At 66.5% G+C, this 17,240-nt stretch carries 11 protein-coding genes; 4 read left to right on the top strand and 7 right to left on the bottom strand.

The features are described 5' to 3' along the window. Positions 1 to 5 precede the first annotated feature (5 nt). Complete coding sequence (locus tag RM572_RS11475; protein ID WP_311673180.1) at positions 6 to 758, top strand: hypothetical protein; 753 nt, start codon at positions 6 to 8, stop codon at positions 756 to 758. A 204-nt stretch (positions 759 to 962) separates the two neighbouring features. Beyond that, on the top strand, positions 963 to 1,487 hold the full coding sequence (locus tag RM572_RS11480) for a hypothetical protein (RefSeq protein WP_311673181.1): 525 nt from the start codon (positions 963 to 965) through the stop codon (positions 1,485 to 1,487). Between the two features lie 762 nt (positions 1,488 to 2,249). Here RM572_RS11480 and RM572_RS11485 read toward each other — a convergent pair. From RM572_RS11485 to RM572_RS11515, 7 genes are all read right to left on the bottom strand, one after another. Further along, positions 2,250 to 4,406, bottom strand: a complete 2,157-nt coding sequence (locus RM572_RS11485) for an AIPR family protein (RefSeq protein WP_311673182.1) — start codon at positions 4,404 to 4,406, stop codon at positions 2,250 to 2,252. Between the two features lie 53 nt (positions 4,407 to 4,459). Then, positions 4,460 to 5,965: an HsdM family class I SAM-dependent methyltransferase gene (locus tag RM572_RS11490; RefSeq protein ID WP_311673183.1), complete on the bottom strand. Its 1,506-nt coding sequence runs from the start codon at positions 5,963 to 5,965 to the stop codon at positions 4,460 to 4,462. A gap of 466 nt (positions 5,966 to 6,431) precedes the next feature. Continuing rightward, the gene (locus tag RM572_RS11495; RefSeq protein WP_311673184.1) at positions 6,432 to 8,054 is read right to left on the bottom strand and encodes a class I SAM-dependent DNA methyltransferase; all 1,623 of its coding nucleotides are present in this window, start codon (positions 8,052 to 8,054) and stop codon (positions 6,432 to 6,434) included. Then, on the bottom strand, positions 8,051 to 9,577 hold the full coding sequence (locus RM572_RS11500) for a restriction endonuclease subunit S (protein WP_311673185.1): 1,527 nt from the start codon (positions 9,575 to 9,577) through the stop codon (positions 8,051 to 8,053). The genes RM572_RS11495 and RM572_RS11500 overlap by 4 nt, the downstream gene beginning before the upstream one ends. Further along, positions 9,574 to 13,257, bottom strand: a complete 3,684-nt coding sequence (locus tag RM572_RS11505; protein WP_311673186.1) for a DEAD/DEAH box helicase family protein — start codon at positions 13,255 to 13,257, stop codon at positions 9,574 to 9,576. Before RM572_RS11505 ends, RM572_RS11500 begins: the two co-directional genes overlap by 4 nt. A gap of 231 nt (positions 13,258 to 13,488) precedes the next feature. Further along, positions 13,489 to 13,965, bottom strand: coding sequence for an NUDIX hydrolase (locus RM572_RS11510; RefSeq protein ID WP_311673187.1), 477 nt, complete (start codon positions 13,963 to 13,965; stop codon positions 13,489 to 13,491). A gap of 19 nt (positions 13,966 to 13,984) precedes the next feature. Continuing rightward, the gene (locus RM572_RS11515; RefSeq protein WP_311673188.1) at positions 13,985 to 15,199 is read right to left on the bottom strand and encodes a helix-turn-helix domain-containing protein; all 1,215 of its coding nucleotides are present in this window, start codon (positions 15,197 to 15,199) and stop codon (positions 13,985 to 13,987) included. Positions 15,200 to 16,197: 998 nt separating this feature from the next. Between RM572_RS11515 and RM572_RS11520 the strand changes: the two genes are divergently transcribed. Together RM572_RS11520 and RM572_RS11525 are read left to right on the top strand one after the other, a co-directional pair. Beyond that, on the top strand, positions 16,198 to 16,707 hold the full coding sequence (locus RM572_RS11520) for a nucleoside-diphosphate kinase (RefSeq protein ID WP_311673189.1): 510 nt from the start codon (positions 16,198 to 16,200) through the stop codon (positions 16,705 to 16,707). Positions 16,708 to 16,781: 74 nt separating this feature from the next. Next, positions 16,782 to 17,081: a hypothetical protein gene (locus RM572_RS11525; RefSeq protein ID WP_311673191.1), complete on the top strand. Its 300-nt coding sequence runs from the start codon at positions 16,782 to 16,784 to the stop codon at positions 17,079 to 17,081. Positions 17,082 to 17,240: the final 159 nt, after the last annotated feature.

Consider the following 17,240-nt stretch of genomic DNA (forward strand, 5'->3'; position numbering starts at 1 on the left):
CCTGAATGGAGAGGCAAGCCGTGGAGGCGGCACGGCGTTGGCTGGCTGACCAGGGCGTCCGCCAGGTGCACGACGGGTGGGTGAGCGACGAGAGCCCGGACGTGCTCCTCACCGGCAACCACGTGGCACACACCTGGGCCGGCGAGGTGTTCGCCGGAGATCTGGAAGCCGCCGACCAGGTGCGGTTGGCCTTCGGGCTGCTGGACCTCCTCGACGACTACTGGGTCACGTGCGAAATTCGCCTCGCCAACGAACATGCGGAGCGTCCCCTGCCCGCCGACGTGCTGTGGGACGGCTACCGTCAGCGGCTGGAGGCGGACCGGAACGTCGAGGCCGTCACCTACTCGCTGTGGGTGGACTGGTTCGAGGACCCCACCACGTCCGCGGCGGCCTTCGCCGAGGTCCTCGGTAGCGACATCGACCGAGTGGTGGCAGAACGCTCGGAAGCCCTGCTCCGCCGAGCCCGTCGTGTCCTGGAGTGTTCAGGCCCGGTGCGCTGGAAGGTGAAGGAGCCGACGTACCGCGCCGCCGTGGAGCTTCCCGCCCTGCATGCAGCCCTCTTCCGCGCTCTTCGGGCCGGCTTCCACGACGTCTACGGCGACCTGGACCCGGCCGCCGCCCTGGCCCTCCTGGACCAGCTGGCTCTCCCCGCGAACACCCGGCATCGCGCCGCGCTGCGCCACGTACTTGCCGCCGGGCATCAGAACCACTACCGCAGCCCCGGCGCCTGGGACGACGCGGTGCGCTCCTGCTCCTGAGCCGCGGGGCCGGGGCCCCGCAGACGAAGCCGGCAGCCCGTCCACTGACCGTGGGCGGGCAGACCGCCGGGCTGCTCGTCGTTCTCCCGCAGGGACCGCCCATCGAGCGCAACCACCACGCCGGACCGCGTGGCGCCGTGTGCCACACGCCGAGCGGGGCGAGCATGTGCGGGCCCAGTCCCCTCCCCGCACCGAGGCGATGCGATGTCCGATCATGTCCGCCCCGCAGCAGGTCCGACGGGGACCCTTCTGCATCAACGGCCTGAGCGGTGGCTGTTCCGCGGCGTCTACGGACTCGTGCTGGCCAGCGCCATGGTGGCCGCGCTGGACGCGACGGGCGACAAGGCCGACCCCGGCCCGGACGCGCTGTGGATCCTGCTCAGCGCCCTGGCCTCGGGAGCAGCCCACGGCTTCGCCCACGTCATCGCCCAGCGTGCCTCCGCCGACGAGGCAGCCACCCTCAGCCGACTGTGGTCGGTCCTGGCCGAATGGCCTCTGGTCGCCGCAGCCCTGCCGACGGTGGCGTTCCTGCTCGCCGCGCTGGCCGGATGGTGGCCGGAGAACACAGCCGTCGACGCGGCCCTGCTGTTCAACACCGCGGCCCTGCTGGCCCTGGGAACCGCGGCAGCCCGCATCGCCGGCCGCAGCTGGCCGTACTCCTGCCGCGCAGGCAGCCTGGACATGCTGCTCGGCGTAGTGATCATCTCCGCATACGCCCTGCTCGAATAGCCGATCCCCTGCCGAAGACGGCTCCCGCGCTGCCCCACACGACGCGAAGACACCGTCCAGCGCTGGTGCCACTCAGCCGGTCGGGTGCCGCATGCCTGATGCTGCCGGGCTCCTCCGACAGGGCAGCACAGAAGCTCAGAGAGCCGCTGGTCGCCGCATCGGGAGGGGCACCCCGACCGGCGCTGTGTCGGCCTCACTCAGAGCAAGATGACGATGAGCGCGGCCGTCGGCGGAAGGTGCCCAAAGCGCTGAGTTGCCAGTAGGCCCGAACGGCAAGCGAGGTGCGGCGCGCCAGGGGGCGGTTGGTCGCCCAGCAGACCACCAGGTACAGGCCGACGACGGGGCCGGCAACCAGCAGCCAGCCCGCCATGCCGTCGTTCGATCAACGCGGCCATCTCCCGATCACCCTGAACCGCTTTGAGAGCAGGCGTACCGCGTAGCCCTCGCTTGGCTGACCGCGTCCATTGATGTCAGAGCTGGACGTCGAACGCCCCGGAGCTTGATCGCTCCGGGGCGTTTCCGCTGGTGCCCCCGGCAGGATTCGAACCTGCGACACCCGCTTTAGGAGTTTTCCCTGGGTGAGACTCTGACCTGCTGAAATGTTGGCCGTAGAGTGCCTGGCCTGGGAAAACTCCCCTCCGTAGTTCTCAGGTGATCGCGATACTTCTCGTCCCCATGTGTGCTGGATCCGTTCCAGCGCTCGCCGCAACCTCAAACGATGATGCCGCCCTACGGCAGGAGAACCCCCGACTCGCTCGGCCGCTACTCGGTGTCTTTCTCCTCCGCCATACTGTCGAGGAGCCGACGAGCGAGAACGGCGAGCGTCTCTCCGTCCTGGGTCGCCCAGCGGGCGGTGCCCTGGTTCGAGACAGGTCGTCCTTCCCATTCGGCTAGCTCCCACATCCGGGCGATGAGTCCGCTGGGCGAGTACGCGATGCCGTCAGCGGCCCAAACGATCGGACGTGCCCGGTTGGTGTTGGTCCACTTCGCGAGCCCTCGGCGCGGGTTCGCGTCAAGCCATGCGGCCAGCGCTTCCTTCTCGGGTTGCAGGTACAGAGCCAGGTGCAGGGGCGCCCCTTCCTCCAGCACACCGCGGTCGACGATGACATGCACCGCGTTGGGCCTGCGGCGCTTGCGCGGCTTGTTCTCCTGCCGCCGGTACTTTGCGGCGGCGTCCGCGGACGTGCCGCCTTCGAGGCTTGTCAGGACTGCGGTCACGAGGTCGGCGGTCTGCCCAGGGTCGGCACACGCGCGCTGGAGGCCCGTGCGGGTCCCCACCTCCTCGTCCAGGACCTGCACAAGTACCGGGACGATACGCTTGACCAGGTCGGCCACCTGCTCCTTGGCCGCGGCGAGCCATGCGAGCGACTGGTCCGGCTCACCCATCCCGGCGTCCTGGGCGAGCAGCTGTCGGAAAACCAGGTGTGTGATGAGGAACGAGCCATCGTCGATGACGGCGGCCGCGCGCCCCGCGTACTGTTCCCGTTCCGTACGCAGAGCCGTTCGCACCGCCCGCAGGACGTTCACTGCGTTCCAAATCTCGTACACGTTGGGAACGGAGCGGAAGAGGGGGTCGTAAATTCCGCTGCTGCCCCGCTCCCACAGCACATCGGTGGAGCTGGACGCGACCAGCCGGGCTGCGAACCGGCTGGCGATGTGGGCACAGGCCAGTGCGCATGCAGCCTCCACGACGGAGCAGCCCTCGTCGTCCTGCGGTTCGAGTTCGCTGCGCCGCACGCTGTACACCAGGCCGAGCTCGGCGCGGAACTCTTCGATGAGCACCGCCTGGACGGGGTCGAGGGCGATGCGGTCGCGGTCGGTGATGTGGTTCTGCCGGTTGGTGGCCTGAGTGGTGCGGTTGGCGAACTCGGCGTCACCACCCGTGACGATGAAACGGACCGTGACCTGGGCGAGTTCGGCGTCCTCGGTTTGCTGGGCGGCCTCGATGACGGAGCGTACGGTCTGTGCGCCGTTCACCACGCTGGCACCGTGGGCGGTGAGGCGGACAAAGGAGCGCTCGGGAAACTTCTGCGACCCGGGCACCGCTTCCAGAGAGTCGCACAAGACCGTGACGCCGTTGTTGAAGTACCAGAAGTGGGAAGGCTCGTCGGTGAGTGTCTCCACTAGTTCCTTGTTGATGGGAGTCAGCCCCAGCGGGTTACGGATATTGCGGGCGAACAGTTCGTTGCCGTGCTTGGCCCAGCTCGCGACCTCTTCAGCCTGGATGACACCCTCGTACGAGAGATAGGGCGAGGGCACGTTGAACCAGGGGCGAAGTGTAGCCTCCAGCTTGACAGGTTCGCTCCGCTGATCCTCCATGACCAGAGCATGAATCTCCGGAGCGTGTAGGAACTTGTGGTCGACGTAGTCGCCGTGGGAGTTGAACTCCCTCTCGCCGTTCTTGATGACCTGCTTCACGCCAGGCGAAGGCGGCTTGGTTCCCATCAGGGCGATTACTTGCGTGATTCGCGTGGTTTTCTCGCTGATCATTTCGTGTGCCCGCTTGGCGAGTATCTGACCGCGAGGGTTGAACTGAGCCGCTTCTCCAGAGTCTATGAGGGTTAGCCCCGCGAAAAGCCTGTGCACTGCGATCTCGTCCGCCTTGGCCGTCCCCTCCGGGCTCCACTTGGCTTGCACGAGGTAGATGTGTGGTGCGGCCTCATCGATGGCGACGGCGTCGATCCCCTGGTCCTGGCCGCCGTCGATGACGCAGTCGGCGGCCTGCTCGGGGGTCCATCCCGTCATGATGCGCACTGCGTGCGCCGCCAAAGCGCGGGAGCGGAATGCAGGCTTTGCCTTTTCCAGCGGCCGATTGCCGAAGTCGCTCACATCGATCAGGCCTGTGTATGTCTCGTCGAAGGCACGCTGGGTCTGGCGGACCGGTGCGGGGACGACGGGCTGCTGGGAAGTGGCGTTCATGATCTTCCTGTCCGCATGACTGTGGGCGGCGGTGGGGTGACGACGCGGGAGCCTCAGTCGAGGGAGTCCAGTACCACTTGGAAGCTCTTCCGCGCGTCGCCGAGGTGGTCCACGATTGACCGCGCGATATCGCGCGGGTCACCGAAGTCGTCCGGCGCGTCTATGAGGTTGGCCTTAAGGTCGAGGCGGGCATCTGGGCTGTTCAGAATCTTCCGCACGGCGTCGCGGTCGTAGCGCTTGAAGCGTCGCGATTCCGTACGGCCGGAAAACTCCTCCTCTCCAGCCCGGTACGCGTCCAGGAACTCCGCAAAGTCGTCCTCAGTCAGCGGGTTCTCCGTGTTCGTGTGGTGGCGGTCACGGGCGTCGTACACCCACAGCTCATCGGTGGCCGGCTCGCCGGTCGGGCGGGGGACGGACTTGATGAAGAAGAGAACGTTCGACTTGGAACCGGTGTCGTGGAACATGCCGGTCGGCAGTCGCAGCAGGGTGTGCACGTCGCAGTTCCTCAGTAGTGCCCTCCGGATGGTGGCGGCCGCACCGCTATGGAACAGCACGCCGTCGGAGACGAAGACGGCTGCTCTGGCCCCCCGGGGCAGAGTTATGGCTAGGTGCTGGAGGAAATTGGCCGGGAGCGTGGCGTTCTGCGCCCAGAAGTCGTCCCGTTGCTCGGTGTTCGTCTCGACGCTCTTGAACGGCGGGTTGCAGATGGCGACGGTTGCGGCCACGTCCCGCTCGTACCGGCGCACCGCGCGCTCCTTCGCCTTGAGCGAGTCGGCGCGCAGAATCGGCGGTACGTCGTGGAACTGTCGGCCGGTGTTAAGTAGCACGTTCATCGTCGCCAGGCGGCACATCTGTACGTCGATGTCGGCACCGGCGATGGTGGAGGCGTCGACGCGCTCCCCGTGCGCGGCCATCTCACGGTGAGCAGCGATGAGACTGGTGCCGACCCCCACGGCTGCATCGATCACCCGGTCCCGGGGGGTGATCGCAAGCGCCTTAGCTATGACGGCGAGCAGGTGGGGCGGTGTGAGGAACTGGCCCGTCTCCCGCTTGGCCCGGATGTCGTCGCGGCAGTCGGCGATCAACAAGGAGAAGGCGGCACCGAGTTCGTCCCGGTGCACGTCCGACCAGTGGTACGGATCGAACTCTTCGACGATCAGCCGTCCGAGTTCCGCCATCCGGTCCACAGGCCAGGGCCGGGAGTCCTGGAAGACGACGCTTGCGATGGCCCGGCGGGGGTCCTGTGGGTTCGGCCTACCGAGTTCTGCCATGAGCCCGGCAAGGGCACGGTGCAGTTCCTCGCCGCTGGCGAGCACGAGATGCGACCAGTGGTCCGCAGGGGCGATCGGCGGACTGGCGAACATGCCTGTCCGCTGGGCGCGTTCATGGTCGAGCTTGAGAAAGAGCAGATACGCGATGTGCTCGGTGAACTCCAGCCGTGTGAGCGCCTTGGCACTGGTCTTCAGCTCGTAGAACCGCTGCCAGCGTCCGAAGATCTCCTCAGCCTTCCAGCGCCTCTCCGGCCCTCTGACCCCGATGCTGTCGCGCTCCGTCGCCATGCCCCACCCGTTCTCGTACGTCCCGACCCGAGTGATGCGCCGACGGGCCGTCTCCTGCGCAGGCAGACGCCAGCCGTGGCGACGAAGGCTCTGAGAGCACATCGGACCGGGAACACATCGGACCGGCCGATCGGGCCGCAGGCGATCAACTCTCTTCCATCGTAGGCACAACTTCACGCCCGATGCGACGAGATGGGTATTCGGTGACAGTGGATCCGGTCAGACTCCGGACTCTCGCTCAGCTGGAACCCCACGGTGCACCTGCTTGCTGACCGGTATGCCCGCGACTCGCTACCCCCCCGGGGCGAGCAGACCGATCAGGGACAGCCCCCGCTCGGACTCCGCCTCGGGATCGTCCAGCCGTACGCCGCTGAGCACGGACAACGTCAGCCGGTACGGGTCGTGCTGCCGGTCCCGGACACCACGCTTCGCTTGGCCGCCGCTCCCCGCGCGGCTTCCACAGCGACTACTTGTCGTCGTCTGAAGGCGGCGCGTCCTTCTTCAAGGCTCGGGCAACGGCCGTGAACTCGGCCAGCGCAACTTCGAGTTCGTCGACGATCTCTTGGGCAATCGCATCCGGCGACGTGTACTCCGCGGTCGCGGCGGCGGCCGACTTGCGCACCGTGAGGTCCAGGTTGACCTTGTCTCGGGCAATCAGCTCGTCGTAGTCGTAAGCGCGGAAGCGGTCGCTCGGGACGCGCTTGGTGAAGTCCGTGTCGCTGGAGTGGTACGCGGCGACGAACTCGTCCAGGTGCTGGCGGCCCAACTGGCGCTGCTTGAGCGTGAAGCGCTGGTCCGTGCGAAAGTCGTAAACCCAGAGCTTGCGGGTGCCGGGGCGGCCTCCGGTGCGCTGGCCCGTCTTCTCGAAGAACAGGACGTTGGCCTTCACTCCGTTGGCGTAGAAGATGCCGGTGGGCAGGCGCAGGAGGGTGTGGACGTCGCAGAGATTGAGAAGGTTCCTGCGAATGGTCTCGCCGGCGCCGCCTTCGAAGAGCACATTGTCGGGGAGAACGAGGGCAGCTCGACCGTTAGTTTTCAGCAGGTTGTAGATGTGCTGGACGAAGTTGAGCTGCTTGTTGGTGGTCGGTGCCCAGAAGTCGGTACGGAAGGTGTACGACTCGCCGGTCACCGAACCGACCCCGAAGGGCGGGTTGGCGAGCACGATGTCGTAGTGCCGCTTCGGAGGGCGGGCCAGGGAGTCCTGGATGGTGATGAGCGGTTTGGCCTCGGAGCTTCCAATGCCGTGCAGTAGCATGTTCATCAGGGCGAGTCGACCGGTCTCGCGAACGAGTTCGTATCCCGTGATCGCGCCGCTCTGGAGGGCGCGGCCCTTGTCGCCGTAGAGTTCGTCCTCATAGGTTTGGACGAGGTGAGCGTGCGCCGAGATGAGGAAGCCGCCGGTGCCGCAGGCCGGGTCGGTAATCGTCTCGCCGGGCTTCGGCCGGACGCAGTCGACCATTGCGTCGATGAGGGGCCGAGGCGTGAAGTACTGGCCCGCGCCGGTCTTGCGGTCCTCGGCGCCGCGCTGGAGAAGGCCTTCGTAGGCGTCGCCCTTGAGGTCTTGGTTCTCTGTAGTCCAGGTATAAGGGTTAATCAGGTCCTTGATGAGACGTTCGAGAACGGCAGGTTCCTGGATCTTGTTCTGCGCCTTGGTGAAAACCTCGCCGAGCATGGTGCCGACACGCTGACCGAGGTCTTTGAGGATGAACTCGTAGTGGTCGAGAAGCGCTTCGGCGGACCGGGTCATCAGGCTTTGCCAGTCCCGACCCTCGGGTACGAGAGGCTTTTCGGAGGTGTTCCGCCGGAAGACGGCCGGACGGTTGGCGCGCTCGTCAGCCATCTTCAAGAAGAGTAGGTACGTGAGTTGCTCGACGTAGTCGAGGGTGGAGACGCCGGAGTGGCGGAGCAGTTCGCAGTATGACCAGAGGCGGTTGACGAGGGTGGAGGTCGAGGCCGGGGCGGCGGGAGTGGCCTTAGCCCTGACTTCGGTCGTGTGGGGGATGGCTTCACCGGGTGCCGACGAGGTCACCACATCAGCGGAGCTCGCTGGGGACGGCTTTTCGGTGTTGCTGCTCATGATCGTGCTCACAGGGGGAGTGCTTCCTGGGTGCCGGGGGGAACCGGTCGGCCGGAGGTCTGGGCAGCAGCCGGGGGCGTCGTACGCGGCGTGCGCTTGCGCCTGGCCGACTTGGCGTCGACGGCTCGCTGGGCGCGGATCCGGTCAAGGAGAACAGAGGCGGGCTCGTCGTCGGGGTTCTGGGGCACCAGGCATCCGGTGAAGGCGGCGTGGAGGAGGGCATTGCGCAAGTTCATGCCTTGCTCGTGCACCCCCTGGGTCACCTGCTGAGCGGCTTCGGCCTTCGCCAAGCGCCTTTCTATGGACTTGACCAGGTCTGCCTGTACGGATTCTGGTGGAAGGGGGACAGGCATCAGCTTGATTCTTCGGAGGCTGATGGAAGCGAGGTTCACTGTCTGCTTCCCATTGCGGTCACACCAGTTCTTGCCAAATGCGTTGGCATGCCAGGCGAGCAACCGAGGGTCCAGCACATGCCCCGTCACGCGTGCGCGAAAGACGTGGTTCTGATGAATGCAGTTTTTGATTTGCCCTTCCCAGATCCAGCCACGCCCCAGTTTGTCTCGGTCTCCACCTTCGTTGAGAAGGACGTCTCCGGTTTCAAGTTTCAGTGATTGGGCTTTCTTAGGGGGAACCCTGATCTTTTCAACTCGATCAAGTACGATGCGCCCGCGCTGTACATTCGCAACCCGAAGGTACGGAACTTCGATATACTCAGGATCGCTCTGCTTCTTGCTATCTTTCGTGACTCCCCCGACCACATCTGCGATCTCGCCGAGACGCGCCCACCGCCATCCAATCGGAAGATCTGGAAGCTCTCCGTCATCGACATCTGCAGGTTCGAGTGGGCAAGGGAACCGCTCAACTCCATCCAGACCACCGAATGCGCCAACTCCGGTGATCTGGTTCTTAAGGATCGTGGAGGCAACCAGGGCAGCCTTCACCGCGGTCTCTCCCGCCTCAACATGTGCCAACTGATCGTCCAACTTTGCGACGATGCGGTGCTGTTCGGTGATGGGCGGGACCACGATCACCGTATCCAGCAGGGCTTTTCGGGACACGCTCGCCTGATTCACATGGTTGTTCAGGATCGACTTGAAGTATCCAGTTGCCCACATGTGGTGCAATTGTGCAGCCAGGAACTTTCCTTCCAGCCCTTCAGGGCCGCGCAGCCGAGTCATATGGTTCGAGAAAGCGAGCGGCTCGGCGGAACCCACCCATGCCGTTTTCCCAACCAGCGCTGGACTGTTGGTGTTGTTGAAAAGGACGTCGCCCAGTTCCACGCGCCGGTCAGAGTCATCGACGACGTAACGAGCATCAAGGGTGTCCAACACTCCATTGCGAGTGATGTTCATCGGACGAAGATGAAGGATTCCGACGCCATCACGGTTGTGCTTGCCGCTGGCAAACCCCGGTTGCACCTCAACGCCCAATTCGCCAAGGGTCGCCCGTACCCACCCCGACGGCAGCTCGCCGGTGACATTTCCCTCGAAATCCGAACCCTCCAGCTCTGGCCCCACACCCGAGTCGGTCGTCACGCGCTCAGCTCCCTGTCCAGCTCAGTAATGATGTGTTCCGCGCAAGTCCCCCCGAATTCCGCAATGAACCCATCCGTGCCGTTGCGCGAGGAGAAAGGGGCGTAATCGAGGTCAGCGGTATCGAAGCGTACACGCTCGGCCGTCGCCGCTGCGATGCGGTCGAGCCACCAGCGCTGCCGTTCGGTGAAGTCGATGCCCATCTGTTCCTGGCGAGCGATCCAGGCCTGGTAGCGCTCGCGTACCAGTTCCCCGTACGGGCGTGGTGCCGGCGCGCCCCGCTCGGCGCCGCCCGCGAGTTCGTAGCGGAGCAGGGCCAGCAGATCGGAGGCCGTGTGTTTGCGACGGGCCTCGTCGATGACCGCCTCGCCGACGGTCTCGTACGCCTTCCAGAGTCTATCCGGGGTCCAGACCCGCGGCGGCCGGGCGATGCTGCGGGCCACGTCGTTGAGCCTCTTCATCGCAACGCCCGGCGGTATGTCGGAGCCTGCGCTGAACGCGATAGACATCGCCGCTATCTCGTCGCGGTTATCGGCGATGTACCGGCGCCAGTCACGGACCGTTTCCGCCGCGGTGTCCTCGTTGTCGCCGACCGCCCCCGCGTGGAGCAGCTCGTCCGTGCCGTTCTCGTCGTAGAGGATGTCCTTCGCGCGCCGCATCTCCAGCAGGCGGGCGCGCAGCGGCGGCTGGGCGGCGAGCGGCTGAATGGCGTGCTCGATGAGGTCGCGTACCGCGCGCTCGGGGTCGTGGCCGGCATGCTCGGCGGCCTCTCGGGCTTCCAGTTGCCGGTCCGCCGAGACGGCGTCGACCATCTTGTGAACGATCTTCGTCAGTTCGAGCCCGCCACTCAGCCGCTGGATCTCGGCGCGTTCCTCCTCCGTCATCTGGATGTCGAGTTTGGCGAGGCGGGAAGCGAGAGTGGAGACCTCTTCTTCCTCGATGGTGTTCGCGGCGGTTCTGCGGAGCAGCTTTTCCAAGCTGATTTGTTTGTCGGTGTGGCGTTCCAGCGGTGCGGCGTCGACCTTCGGCTTCTTTGTCACGCCGACCGCGTCGACGATCACGAAGCGGGTCTTGGGGCCGACGCCTGGGGTGACCTTCTCGAAGTCTGTGAGGGACAAGGTCCGGGCGCCGCGGCCCTTCATCTGCTCGAAGTAGGCCCAGCTCTTGACGTCCCTGAGGAAGAGCAGGCACTCGAGCGGTTTCACGTCCGTGCCCGTGGCGATCATGTCGACCGTGACGGCGATACGTAGATCCGGAAGGTTGCGGAAGGCCGCGAGGCGCTCGGCGGCGTTGCGTGCCGCGCTCGTGATCTTCGCGCAGAAGTCATTGCCCTTCCCGAAGACGTCGCGGATGACCTCGACGATCTCCTCTGCGTGGTTGTCGTTCTTGGCGAAGACGAGTGTCTTGGGCACGTACATCTCGTCCCACCGCAGGGCCCTCGTGCCCGTGTCGCGTTTGCCTCGCTCTGGGAAGATTTCCGTGAATAGTCGATCGTGGAAAGTCTGGACGACCGTACGCAGCTGGTCCTTGCTGATGACTCCGACACCGACCTGGTTGGCGCCGTACTCGATGTCTTCGTCGATGTCTTCGTATCGCTGGCGGCGCGTGCGGCGGTCACGGACGGGGATGGTGCCCTGCGCGATGACACCGCCCTCGGCGGTTATCCGTGTCTCGATCTCGTAGACGGAGAAGTCGACGTTGACGCGGTCGGCCACCGCCTCCTGATACGAATACTCGCTGACTAGGTTGCCGTTGAAGTAGCCGAAGGTTTGGGCGACGGGGGTGGCGGTAAGGCCGACGATGGGGGCGTCGAAGTATTCGAGGACGGAGCGCCACTTGCCGTAGATGGAACGGTGGCACTCGTCGACGACGATCAGGTCGAAGGCTTCCGGGGGGATGTCCGCGTTGTAGCCGACCTCGATTCCGCCCGGCACATCGACGTCGTAGGCGATGTCCCCGTCCCCCCGTTCGGTGCCCGGCAGGCTCGTGCCGGTGAGCTCCATGTAGAGGCGCTGGACGGTGGAGATAACTACCTTGGAGGAGGCAAACATGCCCTCGGCACCGAGGCGTTGGACGTTGTAGAGGTCGGCGAACTTGCGGTCGGTGTCCGGGGTCTTGAAGTTCTCGAACTCGGCGAAGGCTTGCACACCGAGGTTGTTGCGGTCGACGAGGAAAAGGACGCGCTCGGCACGCGCGTGCTTGAGCATCCGGTACGAGAACGTCACCGCCGTGAAGGTCTTGCCCGCACCGGTGGCCATCTGCACGAGGGAGCGGGACTGCCCCATCCCCTGCTGGCCCTTGCCGAGCGCCACCGAGTTCTCCACGCCCCGCACCGCCTCGATCTGCGCCGGGCGCAGTGGGCGTTCGTCGAGTTCGGGCATACGCCAGCGCAGTCGGGCCCGGTAACTGGGTGCCTGCTCGTCCTCCTCGGCTTGGCGGACCCACCGGGCCAGTGTGCGCGGCTGGTGGAAGGAGAAAATGCGGCGGGTGCGGGAGTCCGGGTCGAGCACGGACCGGAAGCGGGTCTCGCCGCCGTCGCTCACGTACCGGAACGGAAGCGGGGTGCGCCAAGCACTGAGGCGCTGCTGGGCATCGGTTAGGTGGTCGGCGTAATCGTCGGCCTGTGCTTCGGCGGCGGACAGATCTGCGCCCTCTCGCTTGGCCTCGATGACACCGACGAGCTTGCGGTCGACGTAGAGGGCGTAGTCGGCGCGGCCCCGGGCGGTGGTGACCTCGCGGACGGCTACGCCGTTGCCCCGCCGGTCGCCCTGGACGTGGAGGTTGAGGTCCGCGCCGCCGTCTTGGACGTCCCAGCCAGCTGCCGCGAGCATGGCGTCGAGTCGCTTGCGGACCTGCACTTCGGTGAGGGGTTCGCGGGACGCCTGCTCGGCGTTGTCGAGGAGACGGGCACGCTCGGCGACGGCGGCCGACGTGGCGGCCCCGTCGGTGCTATCGGCGCGCCGGCGACTGAGCTGCGTCGCCTCCGCGGCGGCCTGATACTCCTTGAGCTGGTCCTGCATGGCCGTGACCGCGCGAGCCAGTTCCTCCCGCTCGGCGTGGGCCTGGGCGAGCTCGCGCTCGACGGCGGTCCGGGCGGCCTGCTCGGCTTGGGCCTGGGACGCCCGGTCGCGGTAGCTGAGGCGGGCCTCTTCCAGATCCCTGCGGGCCCGGGCGACGTCCTGGAGCAGGCGCTCGTTCTCAGTGGCCGGGGTGTGGTCGGGGCTGGGCGGCACGAACGGCAGCTGCTCGCGTGAGCCTGTGAGGAGCCGGTGGTACCAGGTCCCGAGGCGGAAGCAGGTACGCAAGGCGCGGAAGGCGTCGTCGGCGCTGTCGAGTCCCGAATGGTTCGCCTCGTTGCCGAGGGTGCGCACCTCATGGAAGGCGGTGCCCACGTCGCCGTGGAGGTACCCCTCCCTGTCCAGCGCCCGCAGCCGGTCGAACTGCGTATTGCTTTCCGTCCGGACCCGGCCCCGGCTGACCAGGTCGGCCGCCATGGCCTCAGCGAATTGGCGGGACTTGATGAGCGACGTGTTCGGGTCACTGAAGACATGACTCTCGGCAGCGGTCCCGTACGCGACGAGCAGCGGAAGGTGCGGCAGCAGAAATCCGAAGTTGCGAGACTGCCCGGCCAGGCGTACGAGCCGGGGGTCTGATGCCTGGGACGCCCCGCCTGCGCGGCTCATGGGTGGTACCGCCTCTCTGAAAGCGAAAGGTCGACGCTGCTTGTGCAGGATGATCGCCCATCGAGCCTAACCGGCAGTCGGGCTTCTGCGTCGGTCCTTCGGCAGTACAGCTCAAGCTGGCGCGGCCTGACTCATGCCACCATCGAGTCGCCACGCGCCAGCGCCTCCGCCCCGAAGCGCCGCCGGTGGATTGACGTTGCATCTGGGGAGAGCATCGAGAGGTAGGGCAGCTCATTGCCCAGGTGTGCTGCCGTGCTCCAAGTAGGCGACGTGGCTCTTCGCCCTGGCATTGATGCCAGCGGTGATTCGGCGTGCGAGTCGCGGGATGGTCAGTTCTGGCAGCGCTTCGGCCTGGTGGAAGCCGAAGCCACGAAGCTCTTCCGCCTGGAGCTGGATCCGTTCCCGGTCGCCGGCGCTCAGGGTGCCGCCGTTGAAGAGGAAGAGGACCTTGTCGCCCTCTCCGGGGTTCGGTGCCCAGTCCACGACGAGTAGCCGACTGATCGGGGGCGTGATGCCCAGTTCCTCGCGGACTTCGCGCACGCATGCCTGAAGCGGCGACTCGCCGCGTTCCACGTACCCGCCGGGGATGTCGAGGTAGTTCTTGTAAGTAGGCTCGACGAGTAGGACTCGGTCGGCGTCGTCGAAGAAGAGTGCGCCTGCCGCCATGCGTGGGTGGGCCATGTTGGCTTCGTGCTCGTTGTCGCTCACACCATGGACCCTAGCCACTTCAGACGATGCGGAGCCTGCGGGCCAGGTCCGCGACGGGCTGGGATGGCCGTCCACGGGTGCCGCGTACCCAGCCGATGACCAGCTCGCGGCTCATGTAGTGGTGGCGGACCTGTTCAGGGGCGTCTCGCTCGGCTTCCAGCAGTATCGCCAGGGCTTCGTCGGTGCGGTTCCAGGCGCTCAGTGCGCGAGCGACTTCCAGGCCGTGTCGTACGCGGCGTTCGACCGGCAGTCCACTGGCGTCGATCTGTTGCCCGAGGTCGGCAGCGACCTGAAGGTCGCCGAGTTCGCCGGCTGTGGCCACGCGGTGGATGGCTACATTGGTGGGGCCGAAGGCAGTCCACATGTGGTTGGCGTCGGTTCGGAGTCGCCGCGCGGCTTGGTCGGCCTCCTGGAGGAAGTCCCGTGTCGTTGCCCGGTCCTCAGCCCGTGCTGCTGCCATGGCTCCGGCGAGGAAGAGCGTGCCGTACACCGACAGGTGGCCGGGAGACGCCTTGCCCATGTCGTCCTGCATGGCTTCAGCCGCGTCGGTCACAAGCTGCACTGCCGCTGTGAAGCGGCCGGTGGTCAGCAGGCAGTGCGTCACGGATCGAAAGAGCGATCCTGTGACGACGCTCTGCCCGCTCTGCTGCGCTGCTGCCAGGCCGCGGTCTGCGGCGATCCATGCCAGTTCCGCTTCCCCGACCTTCCCCAGCACCATGGATGCCCCTTGGTAGGCGAGGGCGAGTAGGGCGTGGGCTTCCTCCCGTTCGTGTCCGGAGTACGTGCGTGCGGCGACGAGTGCGTCGGCCAGGAGCAAGGGGAGGCGTCGTGTCGCGAAGCCGTATCGCGATGCTTGGTAGGCGTCGAGTACTTCCGCGACGTTGGCCCGTAGCTCCGGCAGGGCGGGCGGCTCACCATCGGGCGGGGCCCCGAGGAGAGGAGTGAGCTGCCTGTAGTCCATGAGCGCCTCGCGGAGCGCGGGAACCGTGCGGTGGCCGCTGTCTCTGGACCACTCCATGAGGGCCGGTTCGGCGAGGAGATCACCGAGAGACACATCGAGCGCATCGGCCAGCGCCGTGATGACAGACAGGCGGTCGAGGTCGATCCGGTTGTTCTCCGCTTTGCTCAGCCAGTCGGTTGTGCGGCCGACGAGGCCGGCCAGTACCTCCTGAGAGAGGCCGCGTCGGCGCCGGTACCAGGCGACCCGCTCGCCGATGGACAGGTTCTCCGTCATCCCTCGCATGTTCCGAGCATCACCTCACGGTCCGGAAGGACCCCGGAAGGATTTTCCGGGGTGCCGTGGAGAGCTCTGCCTACTGTCGCAGCAGACCGAGAAACGCCGCCCGGCGATGACGTGAAACTCCCCTCGCTGCCGGGCGGTCCAGGTGGACTCTTCCCCAACCAAGGCGCGGGGATTGGGCCATCGCTTACGGCAAGGATCGCTGGAGGTCCGATGATGGACAGCGCCGCACACCACTCCCAGGCACCGGCTGCCCCGCCCGCCGGCCTGCGTCGCACGAGTGTCGATGCGTCCAGTACGGCACCGACCCCCGATTGGTTGAGGGCCGGGGCTCTCGTCCTGGACACCTGCACGGGACGCCGCGGTGAGGTGCAGGAATGGCCTTATCGCGCCTCGGCAGCACCCGTCCGGGCGTGGCTGCGGCCCGTAGGCGGAGGGCTGGAGTGGACGCCGCGTGTCGTTGACCTCCGTCCCGTCGACTCGGGCCAGCGATCGTGAAGCCGCTCGCGTTGTGGGGACGCTTCGAGTGGGCGGTCGGCACGTGCTTCCGCTGCGACCGGATCCGTACGGAGGTCGCGCCGATCGGCACGATCAGCTCGAACGGTGTCGAGGTCGCGATCCGAGCATGCCGAGCGTGTGTGTTCCACCTAGAGCAGCTGCACTGGTGCCTGGCGATGCGGCAAGAGGACAGCCGAGAAGGCTCCACCGATGTGACAAGACCCCGGCCCGGTCCCGTGTGGTCCCCCGACACCGGGACCGGGCCGGCCCTGGGGAAGCAGCGTGCCGGGCCTCGCTCCCCGCACGACGCAGGCCCCGCGCCTCCTGACACCCGGCGGGCTCCGCGGTGGCCGGGTGCCGGTGTCCGGCCTGCGGGGCGGCATCGGCGGCGGTAGGGCTGCCAAGGGGCAGAACGCTCTTTCGGCGCGGGTAACCTCAGGCGGGACGTGCTGAGTACTCGTCATAATCCATTCGCGCAAGCGGAAAGGGAGCCGATGGCTCAGGAACAGGACCCCACGGTGGAGCGCACACTCGTTCTGCTCAAGCCCGACGCGGTGGTACGCGGCTTCGCCGGGAAGATCATCGCTCGCTTCGAAGATGCGGCGCTGAAGATCGTCGGCGTGAAGATGAAGCAGATGGACGAGGAGTTCACCCGCCGCCACTACTTCGATCTCGAGGAGCGGCTGGGGGCACAGGTCTACAACCTCACGGCCTCCTTCATGCAGCAGGGCCCGGTGATCGCCTTCGTGCTGGAGGGCTACGACGCGATCGCCACCGTCCGCAAGATCGTTGGCAGCACCTACCCCAACGAGGCGCCCTCGGGCACGATCCGCGGGGACTTCTCCCACTACGGCAAGACCGCCAGCAAGGCTGCGGGCAAGGCCGTGGCCAACCTCGTCCACGCCTCCGGCAACAAGGAGGAGGCCGACCAAGAGGTGGTCCTGTGGTTCGACAAGGACGAGCTGTACGACTACCGCACGCTCGCCGAGATCTTCACCTACTGACTGGAGCTGACGTCACCCATGGGACGTCCACGCGTTGATCACCATTGGGGTACCACGACCTTAGGAAGGGCAGCATGACCAACTCGACCCGCGTCGCCTCCGCCGAAGAGCTGGAGTCCGTCTTCCAGCAGGAGCTCTCCACGAACCGTTGGGCAGCCGCCGAGAGTGCCTACGCGCTGGCTGTGCGGCACCGCGAGGCCGGTGACTGGGACAAGTCCCGTGAGTGGGTCCACCAGTGCCTGCGGCTGCTGGAGGGCTTCCCCAGCGACACCGAGGAGCAGGTGGCCACCACCCGCGTCTCGGTCGGCGGTGTGGCCCTCCCGAACTACCTGCACGAAGGCGTCGTGCGGGACCGCTTCGGCGAGAACCTCTGACGCCCGCCACCGTGCACACCAGCACGTAGTCGGGACGGTGCGGTCCACGCGCCGACGGGCCGTGCCGTCCCATCCGCCGACAACGTCACACAGCCATCTGACACCAACCGGGCCCCACCCTGACGGGTCTCGGGCGGATCACCCATGCCTTTTCGAAGG

This window comes from Streptomyces hazeniae, from assembly GCF_031845485.1.
In the GTDB taxonomy this organism is placed as follows: Bacteria; Actinomycetota; Actinomycetes; order Streptomycetales; family Streptomycetaceae; genus Streptomyces; species Streptomyces hazeniae.